This is a genomic window from Mangrovicoccus algicola (genome assembly GCF_014903745.1).
In the GTDB taxonomy this organism is placed as follows: Bacteria; Pseudomonadota; Alphaproteobacteria; order Rhodobacterales; family Rhodobacteraceae; genus Mangrovicoccus; species Mangrovicoccus algicola.
Genome location: NZ_JACVXA010000009.1, coordinates 15,905 through 34,505 on the forward strand (window position 1 = coordinate 15,905; position 18,601 = coordinate 34,505).

General features: G+C 70.1%; 22 protein-coding genes. All 22 read right to left on the bottom strand.

Going from position 1 to position 18,601, the window contains the following annotated elements:
• Positions 1-42 precede the first annotated feature (42 nt).
• The 22 genes from ICN82_RS04460 to ICN82_RS04565 are packed head-to-tail and all read right to left on the bottom strand — an operon-like array spanning position 43 to position 18,519.
• The gene (locus ICN82_RS04460) at positions 43-864 is read right to left on the bottom strand and encodes an N-acetylmuramidase domain-containing protein (protein ID WP_193180079.1); all 822 of its coding nucleotides are present in this window, start codon (positions 862-864) and stop codon (positions 43-45) included.
• The gene (locus ICN82_RS04465; RefSeq protein WP_193180080.1) at positions 861-1,202 is read right to left on the bottom strand and encodes a hypothetical protein; all 342 of its coding nucleotides are present in this window, start codon (positions 1,200-1,202) and stop codon (positions 861-863) included. Before ICN82_RS04465 ends, ICN82_RS04460 begins: the two co-directional genes overlap by 4 nt.
• Before the next feature lie 24 nt (positions 1,203-1,226).
• The gene (locus ICN82_RS04470) at positions 1,227-1,601 is read right to left on the bottom strand and encodes a hypothetical protein (RefSeq protein WP_193180081.1); all 375 of its coding nucleotides are present in this window, start codon (positions 1,599-1,601) and stop codon (positions 1,227-1,229) included.
• Between the two features lie 15 nt (positions 1,602-1,616).
• A complete protein-coding gene (locus ICN82_RS21460; protein ID WP_193180082.1) occupies positions 1,617-3,953 on the bottom strand; it encodes a hypothetical protein in 2,337 nt (778 codons plus the stop codon).
• Positions 3,950-4,255 carry a hypothetical protein gene (locus ICN82_RS04480; protein WP_193180083.1) on the bottom strand — a complete coding sequence of 102 codons (306 nt, stop codon included), beginning with the start codon at positions 4,253-4,255 and terminating at the stop codon, positions 3,950-3,952. Before ICN82_RS04480 ends, ICN82_RS21460 begins: the two co-directional genes overlap by 4 nt.
• 8 nt (positions 4,256-4,263) lie before the next feature.
• Positions 4,264-5,022 (bottom strand): hypothetical protein, encoded by a 759-nt coding sequence (locus ICN82_RS04485; protein ID WP_193180084.1) that lies wholly within the window; start codon positions 5,020-5,022, stop codon positions 4,264-4,266.
• Between the two features lie 13 nt (positions 5,023-5,035).
• Entirely contained in the window at positions 5,036-5,905 is an 870-nt protein-coding gene (locus ICN82_RS04490; protein WP_193180086.1) for a glycine-rich domain-containing protein, read from the bottom strand.
• The gene (locus tag ICN82_RS04495) at positions 5,905-6,852 is read right to left on the bottom strand and encodes a hypothetical protein (RefSeq protein WP_193180088.1); all 948 of its coding nucleotides are present in this window, start codon (positions 6,850-6,852) and stop codon (positions 5,905-5,907) included. The genes ICN82_RS04490 and ICN82_RS04495 overlap by 1 nt, the downstream gene beginning before the upstream one ends.
• Entirely contained in the window at positions 6,852-10,145 is a 3,294-nt protein-coding gene (locus ICN82_RS04500; RefSeq protein WP_193180097.1) for a phage tail tape measure protein, read from the bottom strand. The genes ICN82_RS04495 and ICN82_RS04500 overlap by 1 nt, the downstream gene beginning before the upstream one ends.
• 1 nt (position 10,146) lies before the next feature.
• The gene (locus tag ICN82_RS04505; RefSeq protein ID WP_193180099.1) at positions 10,147-10,416 is read right to left on the bottom strand and encodes a hypothetical protein; all 270 of its coding nucleotides are present in this window, start codon (positions 10,414-10,416) and stop codon (positions 10,147-10,149) included.
• 14 nt (positions 10,417-10,430) lie between these two features.
• Positions 10,431-10,808 carry a hypothetical protein gene (locus tag ICN82_RS04510; protein ID WP_193180101.1) on the bottom strand — a complete coding sequence of 126 codons (378 nt, stop codon included), beginning with the start codon at positions 10,806-10,808 and terminating at the stop codon, positions 10,431-10,433.
• Complete coding sequence (locus ICN82_RS04515) at positions 10,808-11,224, bottom strand: phage tail protein (RefSeq protein WP_193180102.1); 417 nt, start codon at positions 11,222-11,224, stop codon at positions 10,808-10,810. The genes ICN82_RS04510 and ICN82_RS04515 overlap by 1 nt, the downstream gene beginning before the upstream one ends.
• Positions 11,225-11,233: 9 nt before the next feature.
• Positions 11,234-11,716 carry a hypothetical protein gene (locus ICN82_RS04520; protein ID WP_193180104.1) on the bottom strand — a complete coding sequence of 161 codons (483 nt, stop codon included), beginning with the start codon at positions 11,714-11,716 and terminating at the stop codon, positions 11,234-11,236.
• Positions 11,713-12,117: a tail completion protein gp17 gene (gp17, locus tag ICN82_RS04525; RefSeq protein WP_193180106.1), complete on the bottom strand. Its 405-nt coding sequence runs from the start codon at positions 12,115-12,117 to the stop codon at positions 11,713-11,715. Before gp17 ends, ICN82_RS04520 begins: the two co-directional genes overlap by 4 nt.
• The gene (locus ICN82_RS04530; RefSeq protein ID WP_193180109.1) at positions 12,114-12,449 is read right to left on the bottom strand and encodes a head-tail adaptor protein; all 336 of its coding nucleotides are present in this window, start codon (positions 12,447-12,449) and stop codon (positions 12,114-12,116) included. The genes gp17 and ICN82_RS04530 overlap by 4 nt, the downstream gene beginning before the upstream one ends.
• Positions 12,449-12,964, bottom strand: a complete 516-nt coding sequence (locus tag ICN82_RS04535; RefSeq protein ID WP_193180112.1) for a head-tail connector protein — start codon at positions 12,962-12,964, stop codon at positions 12,449-12,451. Before ICN82_RS04535 ends, ICN82_RS04530 begins: the two co-directional genes overlap by 1 nt.
• Positions 12,961-13,254 carry a hypothetical protein gene (locus tag ICN82_RS04540; RefSeq protein WP_193180315.1) on the bottom strand — a complete coding sequence of 98 codons (294 nt, stop codon included), beginning with the start codon at positions 13,252-13,254 and terminating at the stop codon, positions 12,961-12,963. Before ICN82_RS04540 ends, ICN82_RS04535 begins: the two co-directional genes overlap by 4 nt.
• A gap of 60 nt (positions 13,255-13,314) precedes the next feature.
• The gene (locus ICN82_RS04545; RefSeq protein WP_193180114.1) at positions 13,315-14,511 is read right to left on the bottom strand and encodes a phage major capsid protein; all 1,197 of its coding nucleotides are present in this window, start codon (positions 14,509-14,511) and stop codon (positions 13,315-13,317) included.
• A gap of 30 nt (positions 14,512-14,541) precedes the next feature.
• Positions 14,542-15,195 carry an HK97 family phage prohead protease gene (locus ICN82_RS04550; RefSeq protein WP_193180116.1) on the bottom strand — a complete coding sequence of 218 codons (654 nt, stop codon included), beginning with the start codon at positions 15,193-15,195 and terminating at the stop codon, positions 14,542-14,544.
• Positions 15,195-16,415 carry a phage portal protein gene (locus ICN82_RS04555; protein WP_193180118.1) on the bottom strand — a complete coding sequence of 407 codons (1,221 nt, stop codon included), beginning with the start codon at positions 16,413-16,415 and terminating at the stop codon, positions 15,195-15,197. Before ICN82_RS04555 ends, ICN82_RS04550 begins: the two co-directional genes overlap by 1 nt.
• Positions 16,412-18,118 (bottom strand): terminase large subunit, encoded by a 1,707-nt coding sequence (locus ICN82_RS04560; protein WP_226898285.1) that lies wholly within the window; start codon positions 18,116-18,118, stop codon positions 16,412-16,414. The genes ICN82_RS04555 and ICN82_RS04560 overlap by 4 nt, the downstream gene beginning before the upstream one ends.
• Positions 18,118-18,519: a helix-turn-helix domain-containing protein gene (locus ICN82_RS04565; protein WP_193180122.1), complete on the bottom strand. Its 402-nt coding sequence runs from the start codon at positions 18,517-18,519 to the stop codon at positions 18,118-18,120. The genes ICN82_RS04560 and ICN82_RS04565 overlap by 1 nt, the downstream gene beginning before the upstream one ends.
• Positions 18,520-18,601 lie beyond the last annotated feature (82 nt).

The following is an 18,601-nucleotide window of genomic DNA, read 5'->3' on the forward strand; positions in this document are numbered from 1 at the left end:
AAGCCCGGGGCGTGAACCCCGGACCCGCCACCTCCGACCGATCTACACCCCTGCCGCCAGCCCCCGATACACATCGTGCATACGGCCGGCGTAGATATCGACCTGGCCCGAGCCGTTGTAGCGCCGGGCGAACTGGCGCCAGTCGCGGGCGCGCAGGACGGCGGTCAGGCCCTGCGACCGGACGAAGCCCACGAAAGCGTCGAGATGGGCCCCCTCGCCTGCCGCCATGGCCTCGACCATCGCGGTGGCCGTCGCGAACCCGGCAGCGCGGGCGTTGAATCCCATGATCTGCGGCCCGCCCCAGCTGGTGGCGCGCAGCGCGGCCTCCGGGTCGCGGGCATGGGCGGCCAGGAACTGCCGCTCCCGCTCCGCCGGGCCGATCGCGAGACTGTCGCGCCAGCTGGACGCCGCGCCGGGCATGTGATGCGGCTCGAACCGCCGGGTCAGGGAGCCATCCGCCTGGAAGGGCCGCCCGCCGCATTCGACCTGCCAGACCGCGCGTAGCGCCGCCTCCTCGCAGCCCAGCCGCGCGGCGGCATCGCCCATCGCCCAGGGCGCCATCGGCTCGGCCGCGCCGCGCCAGGGCACCGGGCCCCCCATCCCCGCCAGCGCCGCCGCCGTGCGCGGCCCGTACCAGCCATCGACCGGCCCGGGATCCTGCCCCGCCGCCCGCGCCTCGACCTGCAAATAGCAGGCCAGCAGCCGCTCGGGCGGCATCTCCACCCAGAACTCCGGCAGCGGGGCCTCGTTCTCATAGCCCCAGTCCAGCAGCGCGGCATGGGTGTCCGGGCCGAGGATGCCATCCGCGACCTCGCCCAGGCGGCCCTGCGCCCAGGCGATCGTGGCCCTCGGGATCGCCGTCATTTCAGCAGCCCCCGGGCGATGGCGGTCACCTTCTCGCGCGCGGGCGCCGCGCTGGCCGCGACCTCGGCGGCCTTCTTCAGATAGGCATCGGTCAGGGCCAGTTTGCGCTTGGGATTTTTGCGATTGAGAAGCGCCGCCCCGACGGCGACGACGGTCGTCAGGATCGTGTTGATGCGCTGCGCGGCAAGATCGGTCGTCGCCACGTCGAGCATGGCAGGCACGTCAATCCCGAAGGCAGTGAGAATGACGATGAGGGAAGGCAGCAGCACGCTGCGCGCCTTCCAGAATGCGAGCGGATCGAGCGCCCGCTCGCGGGCCTCGGTGGTGGGATCGGTCATGGGGTTTCTCCGGATTTTGGTGGGTTACTTGCGGATCTGCGCCTGGCCGACGCGTTCCAGGATCTCCCGGATCACGCGGATATCGCCGCCCAGCGTGTTGAGCTGGTCCTTCAGCTCGCTCAGCGAGCGCTGCGTGGCGGCCTGGTTCTGTTCCAGCACCGTGGTGCGGTAGGTGAGGTTCTCTATGCGGCGCGCCTCGGAGGCATTGGCCTCGACCCGCCCGTCGATCGCGGCCAGCCGCGCGGCATAGGAGGCCGCCGCCTCCTTGTGCAGCTCGTCATGCCGGTCCTGCCACGCCTCGATCTCATCGATGCGCTTGGTCTGCTGCCCGGCCGTGTAGAAGATGCTGCCGCAGGTGCCGATCAGCCCCACGATCAGCACCAGGGTGTTGAGGTTCACGCGGTAGTCCATCGATCAGGCAACGGTCATGCGGAAGCTGCGCAGCGGCTGGCCCGGCCAGTGATGCGCCGCGTCGCCGTGGTAGTCGCGCAGGATCTGCCCCCGCGCCGCGTGCTCCGCATAGCCATAGGGGCCGCCGATGACGCAGCCGGTCAGATCGGCGGCCGAGGTCAGCACGATCCGGCCCGAGCTGTCGATCGAGGCGGTCTCTAGATCGATCGTGTCGGCGAGCGCATCCGACCCGGCGGGCTGGGCATAGATTCCGTAAGGCCGCGTATGGCGCAGGAGCGGCACCGGCGGCACGAAGGCATTGCCGCCCCAATCCACCGTCAGCCGGACGGTATGGGCATCCGCCAGCACCGCCGCCGTGACGCGCGGGCCCAGCGGATTGGCCTGGCCGAGGACCTCGTTCGCCCAGGCCTTCGCCATGCGCACCCCGGCAATCGGATAGGCCATGGTCTCGTAATGGATGTTGTTCTGCTCGCGCGGCAGGTCGTAATACTCGATGCCCTGCTTCACATAGCCCGGCGCCGCCGCGATCGCGTCGAGATAGGCCACCCGCGCCGCGTTGGCGCCGCGGTCGACCGTCCGCAGGTCATGGCTGCCGATCATGTTGCAGATGAAGACCATGTCCGGCCAGCTCGCCCGGATATGGCCGAAGGTGGCCAGGATCGAGGCCGTCATCTGCGCCGGGGTGAGCGCACCATCCTGCAGCGCCTGCGCATCGCTTTCGCCCTGCGTCCAGAGCGTGATGGTCGGCGTGATCCCGGTCAGCGCCGCATCGGCCGCGACCGCGTTCATGAAGGTGGTCAGCGCCGGACCCGGGGCGCCGAGACCACCATTGGCCAGCGCGTCCCACCAATAGGCATTCAATCCGACCGGCACAGACCGCTTGTCGATGGCCGTGCCGCCGGTCGCCCCGTCGGTGATCCGCAGCGACAGGTCCTGCGGCGCGGCGATCATCTCGGCCACCCCGTAGGCGATGCCGCCGACACCGAACTTGGTGAACATGCCCTCCATGTTCGACTGACCGCCGCAGGCGATCAGGTGATCCCAGGACAATGCCGCGCTGCCATGGGTCAGCGACGCCCCGTCGACGAGCTGCACCGAGATGCCCGCGGGCCAGCGCCGCAGCCGGACCGCCGACAGGCCGGTCGCGGTGACGGTGCCGGAGAGCGGCGCGGCCACGGCTGGCTGGCCGAAGAAGCTGACCCCGACCCCGGCATAGAGGACATCGCCGGAGCGCAGGAAGATCTCCGCCGAGGATCCGACCGCCATATGGGTCAGGTCGATCCGGGTCGGCGGCGAAGCCGAGGCGATCGCCTGGCCGGGGAACCAGGGGGAGAACTGGTAGGGGCGCTGCTTGGTGCGGACATATTGCGCCGCCGGGTTCTCGTTGCCCGGCACCGCAATCCCCGCCCGCGCCATCTGGGCAAGCCAGGGGCTGACCGCCCGCGCCTCGGCATATCCGGCCCGGTCCTCGAGGGCCTGGACCTCGTCGGTCAGGTCCGGCCCACCGCCGCCGCCGCCTCCGGCAAGCGCCGCCTCGATCGCCTCCAGCCGTGCCGAGAGCGCGGGGCTGATCGCGGTCAGCACCCGGCTGGTGCCGGTGCCGTAATCGATCAGGTAGCGCGTCCCGGCCTCCAGCGGCTCGCGAAGCACGGTGTTGTCGGGACCGCGCAGCGTCGAGGGGGCCGAGGTCACGCCGCCCGCGGTGATCGTCAGCGTGGGCGCGGTGCTGGTCGAGGCGGCGTGGAACTGCACCGACAGCAGCTGGTTGCCGGAGGGCATCTTGCCCATGGCGACCGCATAGGCGGCGCCGGTGCCGGTGGTCATCGCCGTCGCCTTGCGCGCGCCTTCCACCGCGGCGGCGAAGAGCACGTCCTTGGAGTCCGAGAGCCATTTCCAGCGCGCCCAGTTCGCCTGCCACTGGTACTGCCCCGCATCCGCCACCGGCGCGCCGTCATAGCCCGTCGCCGTCGCCTGCAGGTGCCCGCCCGTCTCCAGCAGCACCGTCGCCGCCTGGCCGTTATACTCGCCGGTCATCGACAGCAGGTTGGCCCAGTTGAGCGCCAGCTTGGAGGTGTCCAGCGCGTTCATCGCATAGGTCTGCGCCTCGTCGCGCGCCACTTCCGCCGCGCCTTGCGCCACCTCGGCCCCGCCCTTGGCGTCCTCGGCCCCGGTCAGGATCTGCTGCGCCTCGGCGGTCAGCTGCGGATTGACGATCTGCTCGTAGAGCTCGTCCTCCGTCACCGGCGGCAGGTTTTCCGCCGCCCGGCGCTCGTTCACAACCTCCAGCGCATCCTTGCCCGGCTCGCCCTTCGGGCCGCCGCCGATCCTGATCGTCGTCATGGCTTGTCCTTCACGAAGAAAAAGTAGGTTTCGTGCTGCAGCGCCTCCCCGGCGCCGTCGCTTGCGCGGATCGAGGTGAAGAACACGCCGCGCGGCCACGCGGCGGTGACCTCGGGCAGGATCCTGAACTCGTATTCGCCGCCGCCCAGATCGCGCACCGAGGCCGACCAGCGGCCGCCGCTGCGGTCATGGACCATCTCGCAGGAGACCGACCAGCCCACGGGCAGCGCCTGCCCGCCCCCGACCGGAACATCCGACATCGACCAGGTCGCACCCCGCGCGAAGGGGATCATCTCGGCCATGATGCGGATCAGGCGCCGATGCCGCGGGCGGTGATATGCACGACCGGCGTCGAGGCCACCCCGTTGCTGGTGCGCCGGACCGAGCGCATCCCGGTATAGCCGCTGGCCGTGACCGCGGTCATCGACACGTCATAGGCCAGGTCGGCGGCATCGATGACGGCGAAGGACAGGACCGGCGGCGCCGCGAAGGGCATGGCCCAGGAGCCCGAGACAGGCAGGCTGCGCCAAGGCGTGCCGTATTCGCCGTTTCCGGCCGCGACCGGGTCGGCGATGGTCACCGCCTTGGTGCAGACCAGCGTGCCATCCTCGAAGAGCTGCCACGACCCGTTCGCATTGCTGCCGCTGGTGATGTCCTCCTTGCGCAGCATCTCCGCCACCAGCGCGTCGTACTGCGCGGTGGTCAGCACGGTGTGGGGTTCGGTGTTGGGGGGTAGCTGCTCCAGGAGCAGCAGGTCGATCGTGTCCGCCCCCGAGGACGGCACCAGCATGGCGCCGATGGTCTCCCAGCTCTGGCGGCCGGTGGAGCGGGTCCGGAACTCCTGGACCTCGTACCAGCTGGGCGCGGTACCCTGGTCGTTGGGCCAGAGCTCCACCGAGATCAGCCCGGCCGCGTCGCTGACCTGTTCGTCGTAATCCGGCGCGTTGGTGACCAGGTTGCCGTCGCCGGTCAGGCCGAGCCCGCGCAGGATGAAGCGGAACCGCGTGCCCTCGAGCACGCCGCTGGGCCGGTTGACCGTCACGGTGACGGACCGGGTGGTGATGGGCATGGCTGCCTCCTGTTCAAAAATAGGGTTGGATGATGATCAGGCCCGGCGCACCGTGGCCGCCGCGGTAGTCGTCGGAGACGCTGTTGGCGATCGCCCCGGCCCCGCCCGCGCCCGGCGAGGTGGCATCGGCGCCGTCCTGGTTCATGAAGCGGATCTCGGTGCCGGGAAACTCCGCACCCGGCGCGCCCCCGTGCCCCGTGGGCACCGGGTTTCCGGCATTGACCTTGCCCATGCCGCCCGCCTGGCCGGTCAGGTTCAGCGTGCCGCCCGAGGCCATGCCGCCCGCCCCGCCATTGGCCTGGCCGGTATTCTTCCCGGCATCGCCGCTGCCGCCGCGCCCTCCCCCCGCGCTCAGCGCGAGCGAGCCGGAGGAGGCGAAGCTGCTGGCCCCGCCATCGGTCCCGGCGGCATTGCCCGCAGCCGAGACGCCGCCCGCGCCGACCTGGTAGCTGTAGCTCTGCCCGGGCACGTGCTGGTGGAAATGGCGGCAATAGCCGCCGCCCCCGCCGCCGCCCGAGGTCGCGTCATCGGTGCCGCCCGAGCCGTCGACGCCCCCGGCCGCCCCGCCGGCGCCGAAGACCCGGATCTCCAGCGCCTTCAAGCCCGCAGGTACCGCCCAGTTGCCCGAGCCCGATTGCAGATAGACCGGCGCGCCCGGCAGATAGCCCGGCCCGAGCCGGTCCTGGATATCCCCCACCGCCTCGACCACGCTGCCCGGATCGCCCGCCAGCGCCGCGTTCATCTCGGAGGCCACGCTGGAGATCGCGGGCGCGGCGCCGGTCACCAGCCAGTCGAAGACCGCCTCGGCCCGGTCTGAGAAGGTGACCGGGTCGGAGTCATCGGGAAGCTGCCCGGCATAGGGCGGCACGGTCGGGATCGTCATCAGATCACCCCCTTCACGGTAAAGGAAAATTCGTATTCCTCGGGCAGGTCCTCGGCCCAGTCGACCGTGCCCAGCACGCCGAACTGGATGGTCGAGGGCCGGTGCGCCGCGCCCACGGCGCCGACCAGCGTGCCCGCCATGCGGTCCATCTGCGGCTTGATCCGGCTCCAGTACCCGGCCGGGCAGGCGCAGGCATAGGTCATCTCGTTGCGCGTGGGCCGGGTCACCAGCTGCAGCTGCCCGTAATCGTTGAACTCGTAGCGCGAGGCGGTGACCGCCCGGCCCGCGGTGCCGTCATGCAGCGTGGTGCCGACATGGACGCGGTTGCCGATCACCATCTCGCCGAGCGCGACCGAGGCGCCGGTCAGCGCCACGATCACCCGGATCGTCGAGGCGGGCACGTCCAGCACGGCGATCTTGTTCGCCCCGGCGAGGAAGGGCCGGGTCAGCCACTCCCACCAGCTGGAGACGGAGCGGCCCGAGACCGGCGTGACCCGGTCCAGCACCGCCGCCCCGGCCCCGTCGATGCAGATCACCCGCACCTCCACCGCGTCGATCCCGAAGAGCAGGATCGTGTCCAGCGCCTGGGTGGCCAGATCGAAGATCAGCGGGCTCTGCCCGGCATCGAGCCCGTAGCTGGCCTGGTCGCCCTTCAGCACCCCGTCGCCGGTCACCGCCCCCGAAGGGTTGGTCAGCACCCCGTCGAAGGCCGAGCTGGCATTGCTCCAGCGATAGAGCGCCCATCTGACCCCGGCGGAGGTCTGGTCCTCCAGCGCCGGATCGTTGCCCAGATTGTCCGCCACGGTGGAGACATAGACGCGGTGGCCGCGCAGCACAGCATCATTCAGCGCATAGGTCGTGCCCGCATCCCAGGCCGGGGCGTCATCCTCGGCCACCGAGACGGTCACATCTTCCGGGTCGATGGGGCGGCGCGAGACCAGGTACATCAGAAGGCCCTTTCCGGCGGCATGCCGTTCTCGTCCCAGCTCTCGTAGATCTCGAGGAGCTTGCGCATCAGCCCGTTGCCCTCGGCGGTCAGGGCCGCGCCGCCATAGGTGACCCCGCCGGGGCCGAAGGCGGCCTCCTGCAGGATCCCGCCGCCATTGGCCGCCGCGATGGCCGCCATGCGCGCGTCGAACTCGGACCGGTACCAGCCATCGTCATAGCTGAGCCCCGCCGTGGCATTGGCCACGTCGCCATGGACGGCGGCGAAGGCATCCGACAGGCCCAGGAGCGCCACGTAGGTCTCGCGCCCGGCCTCGGTCATCAGGTCCTGGGCATTGACCAGGTCGCGGAACTCGCGCGCGGTGCCCGGCACCACCAGCCCCAGCTGCCCGAAAGCCCCGGCCAGCGCATCCGCCGCCATCTGCCACTGTTCCTGCGCGGTGTAGAAGGCCGCCTGGAACCCGCTCAGCAGCCCGCCGAAGGCATCGCGATCCCCGGCCAGCTCGATCAGCCCGGCCGCCGCGGCGGACATCTCCTCCAGCGCGCCGGTCAGCTTCTGGCCCAGCGGTGCCAGCGCGGTGAAGACCGCCGCCAGCTCCTCGACCGCCGCCGCCTTCAGCCCGCCAATGGCCTTGGAGAAGGCATCGGCATAGCCCTCCACCCAGTCCTCGATGGCGCTCTGGATCCTGCTGTCGCTCTTGCCCTTGGTCGAGATCCTGCGCGAGGCGTAATCGAAGCCCTCGACCAGCGCCGTGCTGGCCGTGACGCCGATTGCCTCATAGGCCGCGACCACGCCGCCGCGCACGGCATCCACCGCCTCCTGGATCGGCGCCAGCGCCGATTGCGACAGGTCGGAGTATTTCCAGCTGGTCGATGTCTTCGCGCCCCACCAGCTGGATTTGCGGTACTTGCGATAGGTCTCGCCATCGACCGCGCCATCCTCGACCTCCAGCCCGATCCCGGCCTTCTTCAGCTTCTTGCTGCTGAAGCCCTTGATCAGCGCATCGCCGATCTTCCAGGCGCTGACCGCCATGCCGACCAGCGGCAGACCGGCGCTGACCACCGCGCCCATCCCGGCAAGGCCGGAGGCGAAGCCCCCCGCCATGGCCGTGGACAACCCGCTGACCGCCGTCGTCAGCCCTGCAATCGAGGTGCCGAGCCCGCCGGTCATCACCGCCCAGCCATTCTTGCCGGTCATCCAGGCATCGAGCCCGCTCTGCAGGATCGTGCCAAAGCCGTTCTGCGCCGCAGAGCCGAGCGCGCTGCCGATGCCGCCGCCGATCGATCCGATATTCCCCGAGGCGATGCCCGAGGAGATCGCGCCGGTGACGCCCTGCATGGCGCCCTCGCCGATCATCGCCAGCCGCGCCGCCAGCGCCTTGACCGCCGCCTCGGCCTCCGGCGCCCGCGCGCGGATCCCGGCGGTCAGCCCGTCGACCAGGAACTCGCCGATCCGCTTGAACACCCGCGAGGGCGAGCGGATCTCCAGCTCGTCCTCGGCCGTCTCGGTGACATCGGAGAAGAGCCCGCGGATGCCGTCGCGCACGCCCTTCCAGCGCGCCCGCAGCCCGTCCATCAGCCCCGCGGCGATATTGGCGGCCACCTCCTGCATCGCGGCCAGCGCATCGGCGGCCAGTCCTTCGAGCGCATCGAGCACATCGCCGATCAGCTCGTTGACCACGTCGCGCACCCGGCCAGTCGCCAGCGTGTATGCCTCCTGCCAGCGGGTGCCGTTGCGCGCCGCGGCATCCCAGGCCGCCGCCCAGTCCCCGGTCAGAAGCCCCGCCACGATCCGCAGATTGTCCGCCAGCATCCCGGCCGACCAGTCGGCAACCTGCAGGAAGACATCGAGCGCGCCCTGCAGGAAGGGCTGCGCCGCGCGGAACGCCTCGCCAAACGCCGACACGGCCGAGGCCAGCCCCGGCCAGCGCTCCGCGATCGCGTCCCAATTGGCGACGATGGCGGCGCCCGCCGCCGCCAGACCGGCGATGGCCGCCACGGCGATCCCCACCGGCGAGGCGATCAGCGCGGCGCCCCCGGCCGCCAGCGCGAAGCCCTTGGCCAGCGCCCCCATGGCCATCAGCGCCGGACCGATGGCGGCGGCCACGCCCGCGATCACCGTGCCGAAGCGCAGGATCTCGGGATCGAGCATCGACAGCCAGGAGACCAGCCCGGTCAGCCGGTCGGTCATGCGGGTGGCGAACTCCAGGAGCCCGGAATTGGCGATGGCCAGCTGCAGCGCCTCGAAGGCGGAGGCGAGCTTGCGCAGCGCGCCGTTGAACCCCGCCATCCGCGCCTCTGCCTGTTCCGTGGCGCTGGCCCGGCCGATCGCCGCGTGCAGCCGGTCGATCGCCTCGGCCCCGCCCTGCGCCAGGCCGATCGCGCTGCGCATCGCGTCGGTGCCGAAGATCGTGCTCAGCGCGTCGGTCTTCGCCTCCTCGGACAGCCCCGCCAGCCCGTCCTGCAGTTCCTGCGCGATCTCGCGCATGTCCTTCATGTTGCCCTGGGCATCGAAGAACTCGAGCCCCAGCTTCTCCATCGCCGCCGCCGCCGGGCCGGAGGCCGGGACGAGCCGCTGCAGCATGGTCTTCAGCGAGGTGCCCGCATCCGAGCCCGAGGCGAAAAGCGAGGAAGTCGCCGCCAGCGCCGCGTTGAAATCCTCGAAGCTGACCCCGACATTCCCGGCCACGCCGCCCGATTGCGCCAGTGCCAGCGCATAGTCGTCGATGCCGAACTTGGAATTGATCAGCACACCCGAGATCCCGTCGACCACGGCGCCCAGGTCGCCCGCCTCCTTGCCGAACTGCATCATCACGTCGGTGGCGATATCGCCCGCCGTCGAGAGATCCGCGCCCGAGGCCGCGGCGAGGCTGAGCGAGGCCGAGAGCGCCCCGCCCAGGATGTCGGAGGCGCCGAGCCCGTTCTTGGCCAGCATCTCGATGGCGCCCGCGGCCTCGGTGGCGCTGAACTGGGTGGTGCGGCCCAGATCCTGCGCCATCTCGCCCAGCTGCTTCATCTGCTGCTGGCTGGCCCCGGTCACCGCGCCAATGCGGTTCATCGCCGCCTCGAAATTCCCCGCCGCGCGCAGCGAGGTGGCCCCGATCCCGGCAATCGGCGCGGTGACGGCAACCGACAGGCTCTGGCCCACCCCCTGCATGCGGCGGCCGATCTTGGCGAATTCCTTCTCCAGCTGGCGCATCTGCCGCTGGGCATTGGTCACGCCCTCCTGGAAGGCGGCCGAGTTCATCCCCAGATCGACGCGCAGCGCGCCGATCAGGGCATTGAGCATGGACATGTCAGGATCGCTTCTGCTGCTGCATCCGGTGGAGGAAGAACGCTTTGATCTCGGCATTCGAGGAGCCGCGCCGCGCCTCCCCCAGGAAGTCCCGCCGCCTGGGGAACTTCTTCGGCTGGTGATGGCCGATGGCGATCAGCGAGGCCAGCGTGTGGATCTGGCCCGCCCGCGCCTTCGCCCGGCCCTCCTCGCGGCGCAGGCTTGCGATCAGCACCAGGTGCAGCTCGGCCAGCGTCCTGTGGCCGAACTCCGCCAGCGGCAGGCCCGCCATCACCCAGCGTTCCTTCAGGCCGCGCCAGTCGATGCCGGTTTCTTCCCGGCGCGGCGCCCGTTTCCCCGGGTCTTTCCCCCGGGTTCCTCGGGGAAGGCCGCGCGGATCGCCTCGCCGATGGCGGGCATCACCCGGGCGACGCCGCCGCAGGCATCGATCACCTCGCCCGCCTCGACCTGGGTGATCCCCGGCCGCCCGTCCAGCAGGCAGGCCCAGGCCAGCATCCGCACCGTGGCAAAGCGGATCTCCGCCTCGTTGCCCTTGTCGAAGACCTTCACGACCGACAGGACCGTGGTGCCGGTTTCCTCCTCGAAGGCGACCATTGCGTTGGTGGTGAAGCGCAGGCGGTATTCCTCCGCGCCGTCGAGGGTTTTGAGAAGCACGCCCAGCATCACGCCCCCTCCGCGAAACCGATCATCCCCGAGACCTTGCCCGAGATGGTGATCATGGCATCCGCATCGGTCTCCAGCCCCTCCAGCTCGGCCGTCACCAGCGCCAGCAGCGTGAAGACCGACCCGTCGCTGAGCTCGATGCGGTAATGCGTGCCCGCATCGCGCGCCTCGTCGGCCCGCGCCGCGGTCATGGCCGAGGAGGAATAGAACTGGCGGATGGTCACGTCGCCGGTATCGGCAAAGCCGCTGCCGTATTCGCGCACCTTGGCGGGGCTGTCCATCGAGGTGCGGTCGCGGAAATTCTTGGTCACCGGCGGCACGGTCACCGCGGTGACCCGCGCCAGCGGCGTCCAGACCGTTCCATCGGCGGAGCGTTCCACCGTCCCGCCCCAGAGTTCTGCATAATCGTCTGCCATGATCCTGTCCTATCTGCGTTTCGCGGCCGCGCGGGCCGCCCGTTTGCGCGCCCGGGCCACCGCCCGCGCGACTTCCCTGCGCATCCCCTCCAGCACCAGCTGGAAGACCTGCTCCCTGGTCTGCATCCATGCCGGGCGCGCATGCGGCTGGGCCCCGTGGAGCCGGTTGCCGAATTCCTGCTGCACCCCCGCCGGATCGGCCGTGCCCGCATGAACCACCACGTCGAAGGCGCCCTCGCGCTTCACCGCCTGGCGCTGGCGGCGCGTCAGCTTGCTCGTGGTGGCGGCGACGTAACTATGGGCAAGGTTCTGTTCCGCGGCCTTGCCCTGGCGGACGCGCTGCACCGGCGCCAGCGCGCCCGCGAGATCCACGAAGGGCGCCAGCGCCGCCAGCAGCACCTTGCGCACCACCGCCTTGCGGGTCGCCCGGCGCTGCAGCTCGCCGAGCGCCCGGTCCAGCTCCCGCCCGCCCTGGAACTTCACCCGGATCACGGCGCGGCCCGCCAGCGCACGCGCAGATCCACGGAATTGCCGTGGATGATCTTCTGCGTGCCGCTGCCCCTGCCATCGAGGCTGCGCCCGCCGAGGATGCGCAGGCTGCGGAAGTGCGTGCCGCCCAGCGTGCCGCTCCAGCCCGAGAGCCCCGCGACCAGCGCCACGCGCAAGGCCTCCGCCTCTGCCGCCGTTTCGGCCCAGAGATCGGCCTGGACGATGTCGTCATGCAGGCCCGTATCGCCGTCGAGGCTGTAGCCATGCGGGGCGGAGACCATCGTCAGCGCGACATGCGGCATCTTCGTGGCATCGACCGGCTGGCTGCCCCAATGCACCCGGTCCCCGGCCAGCGCCGCCACCTGCGGCAGGCCGCGGATCAGCGCGATCAGATCGGCCTTCACGGCAGATCCCCGGTCTCGCAGGTCAGCTGCAGCCAGGCCGTGCCGTCGCCGATGGCCGTGATCCCGACGATGGCCCATTCCACCCCGCGATGCAGGATCCGGTCCTCGCGCGAGATCGTCCGCGAGAAGGCCGAGGCGCGCAGCGTGAAGCGCGCCAGCGTCGTCTGGCGCCAGGCATCCACCGCCGCGCGCTCGCGGTCGGAGAGATCGCGTTTCGCCGCCCGGACCGGGGCGCCCTTGTCGCGCCAGATCCCGGTCGGCGCCAGCAGCGCATCGGTGCCGGTGGCCACGAATTCGCGCAGCTGGATCCGCTCGCGCAGGTCGCCCGCCATCACAGCGGCGCCCTCCAGCGCAGCGCGGCCATCAGCTCCCGCGCCGAGAGCGGCACTTCCTGCACCGCCTCGACGCCCAGCCCCTCGGGAAACCGGTACCAGGCCGCGATCATGTGCAGCACGATGACCCGCACCCGGTCCATCCCGGCCTCGGACATGCGGCAGGTGAACGCGACCGAGGCCGCCGCCGGAAGCGAGACCGCGGGCCCAGCCGCCGTCGCCGTCACCGCCAGCTCCTCGGTCGTGCCGTCGCCATAGCTGGCCACGGCGCGGATCACGTCGGGCATCGGCAGCACATGCCATCCCGGCCCCGGCGCAGCCACCCGCCAGGTCTGTTCCATGATGCAGCGCCCCAGGAGGCCGGACCAGCCGTCGAGATGCCCGATCGCGGCCAGAAGATAGCCGTCTATCAGCACATCCTCGGAGGCGTCATTCGGGTCGAGGCGGCAATGGATGCGCGCCTCGGCGACCGAGACCGGCCGCAGCACCGGCGGCGTGACCAGGACGGGGATCACTTCGCCGCCTTCTCCGCAGCGGGCTTCTTCGCCTCGACCTTCTCGGCGGCAGCTTTCTCCGCGGCCACACGCTCCGCCTCAGCCTTCTCGGCAGCCGCCTTCTCTGCCGCCAGGCGCTCGGCTTCGGCCTTCTCCGCCGCCGCGCGCTCCGCCTCGGCCGCGTTCTCATCCTTGGCCAGCACCCCGGCCTCCACCAGATGCGCGACGCGCTTGGGATCGGCCTCGCGGGTCTCGCCGGGCGCATAGGTCCGGTCGCCGATATGGGGCCGGATCACCGTGAACTTGTCCATGTCAGTCTCCTGTCGGGAGGGAGGGAAGCGGGGGCGCGGCCGGCGCCCCCGGGGATCCGGTTACGCCACGCGGCCGAAATCGCCGAAGATGAAGGCCTCGGGCCGGTAGACCGCCAGCGCCAGGCGTTCCTCGGCGAGGATCGTCACCTTGTTGCGGGTGAAGTCGTCATCCTGGAATCCGGTCTCGATCCGCCCCGCCCACTGGTCGAAGATCTGCGCGCCCATGCCGAAAGCCCCGGCCAGAACCTTGTCGACGGTCATCGCCTGGGTGGCCACGACCGGCGCGTTCCACAGCGTGGCGCCGATCGTGCCCTGCGGCTGGCCGATGATGTAGCGGCCTTCGGTGTCCTTCAGCAGCTCGATCCAGGCCCAGTCGATCGGGTTCATGACGATCCCGTCGGAGGGATACTCGGCCAGGGACGCCTGCAAGAGCATCAGCCGGATGCGGTCGATCGACTGGGTGTCGCCGCCGGTCATCGGATTGGCATAGGCCGTGGCCTGCGGCACGATCCCGTGCAGGTTCTCGCCGGTGCCGTCGCCGAAGAGCAGCTGGTTCTCCTCGATCAGCTGCAGCCCGTAGAGCAGGCGGGTGTCGATCAGCGTGCGGATCTGCGCCACGTCGGACAGGGTCTGCTTGGAGACGCGGAACCAATGCGCCAGGACCTTGGTGCGGGTCTGCACATCCTCCAGCGTCAGGTCGCTCTGCGGCTTCAGCCCGCCCTCGGCCACCGGCCCGGCATTGTTGGCGAAGCCGGTCTCGCGGGTATAGTCGACGATCGGGCTGTCGGTGCTGCCGGGCATCAGCAGCTGGCGCACCGTCAGGCGGCGCCGCGGCTGCTCCAGCACGCCGGGGCGATAGTTCGGCTGGATCGCCGCGCCCACGCCCCCGGCGCCGGTGGTGGCCGTGGTGATGTCGGCCTTGACCTCCATCGAGGCCGAGGCGCCCTTGCGCGGGGCGGCCTGCAGCGACTTGAACTCGTCATTCTCGACGAAGCGCTGGCCGAGGCTCTTGGCCTCCGTTTCGCCATCGCCGGGCCCGCGCGCCAGCTTCTGCTCCAGCTCGGCCAGCTGCGCCTTCATGCCGTTCATGGCGCTGAGCTTCTCGTCCATATCCGCCTTGAAGGCGGCGCTGGCAGTCTCGCCCTTCTGTGCCATCTCCAGCGCCTTCTCGGCGACTTCCTTGACCGCGTCGTGCTTCTGATCGAACGCGGCTTTCGTTTCAGCCGCGAGCTGCGCGACCGATTTCTGTTCCGACATCGGACTCTCCGTTGATGTGATGGAGCGGGCTCAGCCCGCCATTGCCGCCCAGAGGGCCGCGGTCTCATCCGCCTCGACAGGATCCCCCTGCCCCTTCAGGTGAACGCGGGCGGCGCGCTCAGCCTGCGAATTCGACAGCCCCAAGCTCCCCTTGAGCAGCCGTTCGAATTCCCGCTCCGTCAGCCGGTCTCCGGCCCTGAGCTTGTCCAGTTCCGCCTCGGCGCCCTCGGCCTTCACCGCCGTGAGCCCCGCCAGGCGGTTCATCGGGAAGGTCACCGGGGAGACTTCCCACAGGTCGACCTCCTCGAGGAGGCGCGCCTTGCCGTCATTGCCCGCCCGGACCGTGCGGTAGCCCACCGACAGGCCGCGCAGCGCCCCCGCCTTCATCAGCGCATGCGCCTCGCGCGCCTGCCCGACTTCCAGCACCAGCTGGCCGGACGCCTTGAGCCCGCGCTCATCCTCCTGCAGGTCGGTCCAGACGCCGATCGGGCGGTTCGGGTCATGCTGCCAGAGCATCGGGATGCTGCGCCCCTCGGCGGCGGCCTTCGCCAGCCCCGCGCGGAACGCGCCCGGCACCAGCCGGTCGCCGCCGCCATCGACATTGCCGAAGACCGCGGCATAGCCCTCGACCGCGCCATCCTCGCCGAGCGCCTTGATCTCGAAGCGGAATGCCCTGGTATCCATCACTGCAATCCTTCTGTTTCGGTGATCGGGACGTTCTGAACCTGCATGCGCGGGACATCCCCGCCCGCCACCGGCGCCATCCCTTCGAGGCGGCGCACGTCGTTGATGGTCATGGCGCCGATCTGGGTCATGGTCTGGTACCAGGCCGCGCGGCTGGCCGTGTCGCCGCGCAAAAGCCCCTCCATGTTGATCCGCATGGCCAGGCCCTGGGCGCGCTCGGCGGCGCTCAGAAGCTGCTTGGTCACGGCCTGCTCGATCCGCTTGATGCGGCGGCGCAGGTAGAATTTCTGGAACATGATCACCTGCTGCTCGACCGAGGTCGGCCAGGCCGTCGCCGCCCCGGCATGGCCGATCAGGACGGGGGGCACCTGGAAGAACCGGCAGATCTCCTCGATCGAGAATTGCCGCGCCTCCAGCATCTGCGCGTCCTTGGGGTTGATGTTCAGCGCCTTCACCTCGGTGCCGCCCTCGACGAAGAACGGCCGCCCGGCATTCATCGCGCCCATGTATTTCTCCGCCAGGCGGGCATCGGTGATGGCGCGCTGCTCGGGCGTCATCCATTCCTTGAAGGCCAGCACCACCGAGGACAGCATCCCGTTGGCGAACATGCCCGAGGCCGCCTGTTCCGCCGCCATCGCCGCCGCCATCGAGTTCACCCCGAAGCTCAGCGTCGACATGCCCCCCAGCGGGTTGCCGCCCGGGCCGCGGATATGCAGCACGTCGCGCGAGCCGCGTTCCCAGGCCCGGCCCTCGTCGGACCAGCGATAGAGGATCTCGCGCCCGTCCGCCGCGCGCGCCACCGACATCGCGTCGGGCTGGATCGGGTAGAGCGCCAGGATCCGCCCCGCATCATTGCGCGCGATCCGGGCATAGGCATTGCCCCAAAGCTCGATCGACTGGTTCATGAAGTCCCAGAAATCCACCGGCGTCTGGTCGTAATTCGGGCTGTCATAGATCACCGCATGCAGCGGGTGGCCCTCCTCGACCCGGCTCTCTTCGCCGCTCGTGCGGCGCAGCTCATGCGGCAGCGAGGAGGTCACGCCGCCGATCAGGTTGGCGCAGGCCCAGACCGCCGAGAGCTTCATCGAGCTCGAGGGCGTCACCACCGGCCCGGCCATGCCGGTGCCGCCCACCGGCTGCGGCCGCCCGTCGGCAAGATGCCAGAGCTGCCCCTTGCGCTGCAGCCCGACCACGGAAAGCGCCTTGTCGATCACGGTCATGCGGCCCCCAGCGCGGCGAAATAGCTGTCGCGGTTGGCGCCCGTGTTCACCGCCACGGGGTTGCGGCTCATCACCGTCACCGCGTCGAAGAGCGCCATCACCGGGTCGATCTTGGCATCGCCGGCCGTCTGCTTGCTGGCGCGGATCGCCGTGGCGGTCGGCTCGATCTTCAGGTTGCCGACGCACCAGGCCATCATCTCGCTGCCGTCATGGCGCAGCGTGCCGTTCACCAGGCGGCGCTCGGCCGTCTTGATGGCATTCATCATCGCGTATCCCTGCCCCACGCCAATGAGCGTGCCGTTCTCCTGCGTCACCCCGATCCCGGCCATGGCATCGACCAGCTCGCCCAGCCCGGCCGGGTCCACCGCCACCGCCGCCAGCAGCCCGCAATCCTTCACCACGCTGACGATCTCGATGATCGCCGAGAGGTCCTCGAGCTTGTCATCGACGAAGGTCAGGCTCTCTTCCTTCTCGAAGCCCAGAAGCTTCGGCGCGATCGACTGGCGCCGCTCCAGCACGCCGCGATGCGCCCAGGCATGGCACCAGGCCAGCCAGTCGCGGGTGGCCGCCTCGCGCCCCAGCATGGCCAGGCCGAAGAGATCGTCGAGCCCGCCGCCATCGATGCCGATCACGATGGCCTCGGAGCGGTCGAGCACGGTCTGCATGCACAGCGCAGGGTCGGCCTTCTTCGCCCAGTACTCGGCCCCCGGCCAGCGATTGGCCCGCAGGTTCATCCCGATCTCGACATTGAGATGCTTGGCCAGGAAGACGTTGCGCGTCTCGGGCCCCTTGGCCATCTCCTTGCGCATCTCCCGCACCAGCCAGTCGGCCATGACCGAGCGGCCGATATTGGGGTTGGTGACGCGGAAATGCGCGGGCTCCATATAGGCCTGCGCCTCGACCATCGCCTTGGGGAACTCGTAGATCACCGGCAGGAACTGCGGATCCTCGATCCGCCCGTCGCGGACGTCGCGGGCATAGTCGAGCTTGTCCTTGAACACCCCGGCCGGCGGCTCGTCGCTCTGGGTCGAAAGGTAGATCACGAAGCCCTCGGGCCGCGAGACCATGCCGCCCGTGGCCTCGCGCAGCATCGCATCCGCCCGCGCCTGCTTGCCGAAGAGCCACAGCTCGTCGACCAGGATGAAGGCCGCCTTCTTGCCGCCCACCGTCTTGTCATCGGCGCTGACCACCTTCAGCGTGGCGCGCGTCACCCGGTGCTTGATCAGCCGCTGGTGATCGACCACCTGCAACAGCCCCGTCTCCGGATCGCCCAGCTCGGGATCCTCGGACACCATGTCGGCGGCAGGCTTGAAGCAGTTATTGGCCGCCTCGATCGTCGGCGCCAGGATCAGGAGCTCCGCCGAATGGCGCCAGTTGCGGATCAGCGCCGTGACCATGATCCCGGCGGCGATGGTCGACTTGGAGTTCTTCTTGCTGATCAGCAGGAAGAACTCGGTAATCCGCCGCTTGGCCTCCTCCGCGTCATAGGCCCCGAAGATCGCGGCGACGAAATCGAAGACCCAGGGTTCGCAGGCCTCGCCGAAGGTCGGCCTGCCCGGCACGTCGACGATGCGCAGCCCCTTGAACACCTCCAGCGCGGCCTCGGCCTCCTGCGGATAGAGCGGCGCGAAGGGCACAAGGGATCCCCCCGCCACGACCCTGGTTTCCCAGTCGGGGCAGGCTGTCGTCCAGGCCGGTGCCATCATTCGTCCCGGTTGCTCACGACCAGCTTGGGCTGGGCGGGCGGCGCGTATTTGCCCCCTGCGGCCGCATGGGCCTCGGCCGCAATCTGCCGCGCGGCCTTCTTGCCGATCTCCCGCGGCGCGGAGGCGGTCCCGGGCAGAGCCTCCCCGGCCAGGCCCGGCTCCAGCGCATCGATCAGGCGGAGCATCTCCTTCTGGGCGGCGACATTGCCCTCGGCCGCGGCCTCGTCGAGGAACATCATCATCCGCGCGCGCTGCTCGACCAGGAATTGCTGCGCTGCCTTCTTCACCGGGCCCTTGGGAAAATAATGCTTCCGCACGGTGGGTGCGGAGATGCCCAGCTCGGCACCGATCTGCCGGGCATCCATCCCGGCAAGCGCCAAGAGCCTGACTTTGCTCATGCTTTCCTTGGTCACGACATGACCGTTGCGGCCAGCCTTGCCGTGGTTCTCCGGGATCGGATCCCCGAGGAGGTCAAAACTC

Bases quoted from the DNA above. Each gene is read 5' to 3' on its own strand.
- ICN82_RS04490 (WP_193180086.1), bottom strand. From the start codon at position 5,905: ATGACGATCCCGACCGTGCCGCCCTATGCCGGGCAGCTTCCCGATGAC.
- ICN82_RS04540 (WP_193180315.1), bottom strand. From the start codon at position 13,254: ATGGACAAGTTCACGGTGATCCGGCCCCATATCGGCGACCGGACCTAT.
- ICN82_RS04510 (WP_193180101.1), bottom strand. From the start codon at position 10,808: ATGCTGGGCGTGCTTCTCAAAACCCTCGACGGCGCGGAGGAATACCGC.
- ICN82_RS04505 (WP_193180099.1), bottom strand. From the start codon at position 10,416: ATGGCGGGCCTGCCGCTGGCGGAGTTCGGCCACAGGACGCTGGCCGAG.
- ICN82_RS04550 (WP_193180116.1), bottom strand. From the start codon at position 15,195: ATGGATACCAGGGCATTCCGCTTCGAGATCAAGGCGCTCGGCGAGGAT.
- ICN82_RS04480 (WP_193180083.1), bottom strand. From the start codon at position 4,255: ATGGCCGAGATGATCCCCTTCGCGCGGGGTGCGACCTGGTCGATGTCG.
- ICN82_RS04500 (WP_193180097.1), bottom strand. From the start codon at position 10,145: ATGTCCATGCTCAATGCCCTGATCGGCGCGCTGCGCGTCGATCTGGGG.
- ICN82_RS04460 (WP_193180079.1), bottom strand. From the start codon at position 864: ATGACGGCGATCCCGAGGGCCACGATCGCCTGGGCGCAGGGCCGCCTG.
- ICN82_RS04485 (WP_193180084.1), bottom strand. From the start codon at position 5,022: ATGCCCATCACCACCCGGTCCGTCACCGTGACGGTCAACCGGCCCAGC.
- ICN82_RS04495 (WP_193180088.1), bottom strand. From the start codon at position 6,852: ATGTACCTGGTCTCGCGCCGCCCCATCGACCCGGAAGATGTGACCGTC.
- ICN82_RS04465 (WP_193180080.1), bottom strand. From the start codon at position 1,202: ATGACCGATCCCACCACCGAGGCCCGCGAGCGGGCGCTCGATCCGCTC.
- ICN82_RS04555 (WP_193180118.1), bottom strand. From the start codon at position 16,415: ATGACCGTGATCGACAAGGCGCTTTCCGTGGTCGGGCTGCAGCGCAAG.
- ICN82_RS04545 (WP_193180114.1), bottom strand. From the start codon at position 14,511: ATGTCGGAACAGAAATCGGTCGCGCAGCTCGCGGCTGAAACGAAAGCC.
- ICN82_RS04515 (WP_193180102.1), bottom strand. From the start codon at position 11,224: ATGGCAGACGATTATGCAGAACTCTGGGGCGGGACGGTGGAACGCTCC.
- ICN82_RS04530 (WP_193180109.1), bottom strand. From the start codon at position 12,449: ATGGCGGGCGACCTGCGCGAGCGGATCCAGCTGCGCGAATTCGTGGCC.
- ICN82_RS04560 (WP_226898285.1), bottom strand. From the start codon at position 18,118: ATGGCACCGGCCTGGACGACAGCCTGCCCCGACTGGGAAACCAGGGTC.
- ICN82_RS04565 (WP_193180122.1), bottom strand. From the start codon at position 18,519: ATGAGCAAAGTCAGGCTCTTGGCGCTTGCCGGGATGGATGCCCGGCAG.
- ICN82_RS21460 (WP_193180082.1), bottom strand. From the start codon at position 3,953: ATGACGACGATCAGGATCGGCGGCGGCCCGAAGGGCGAGCCGGGCAAG.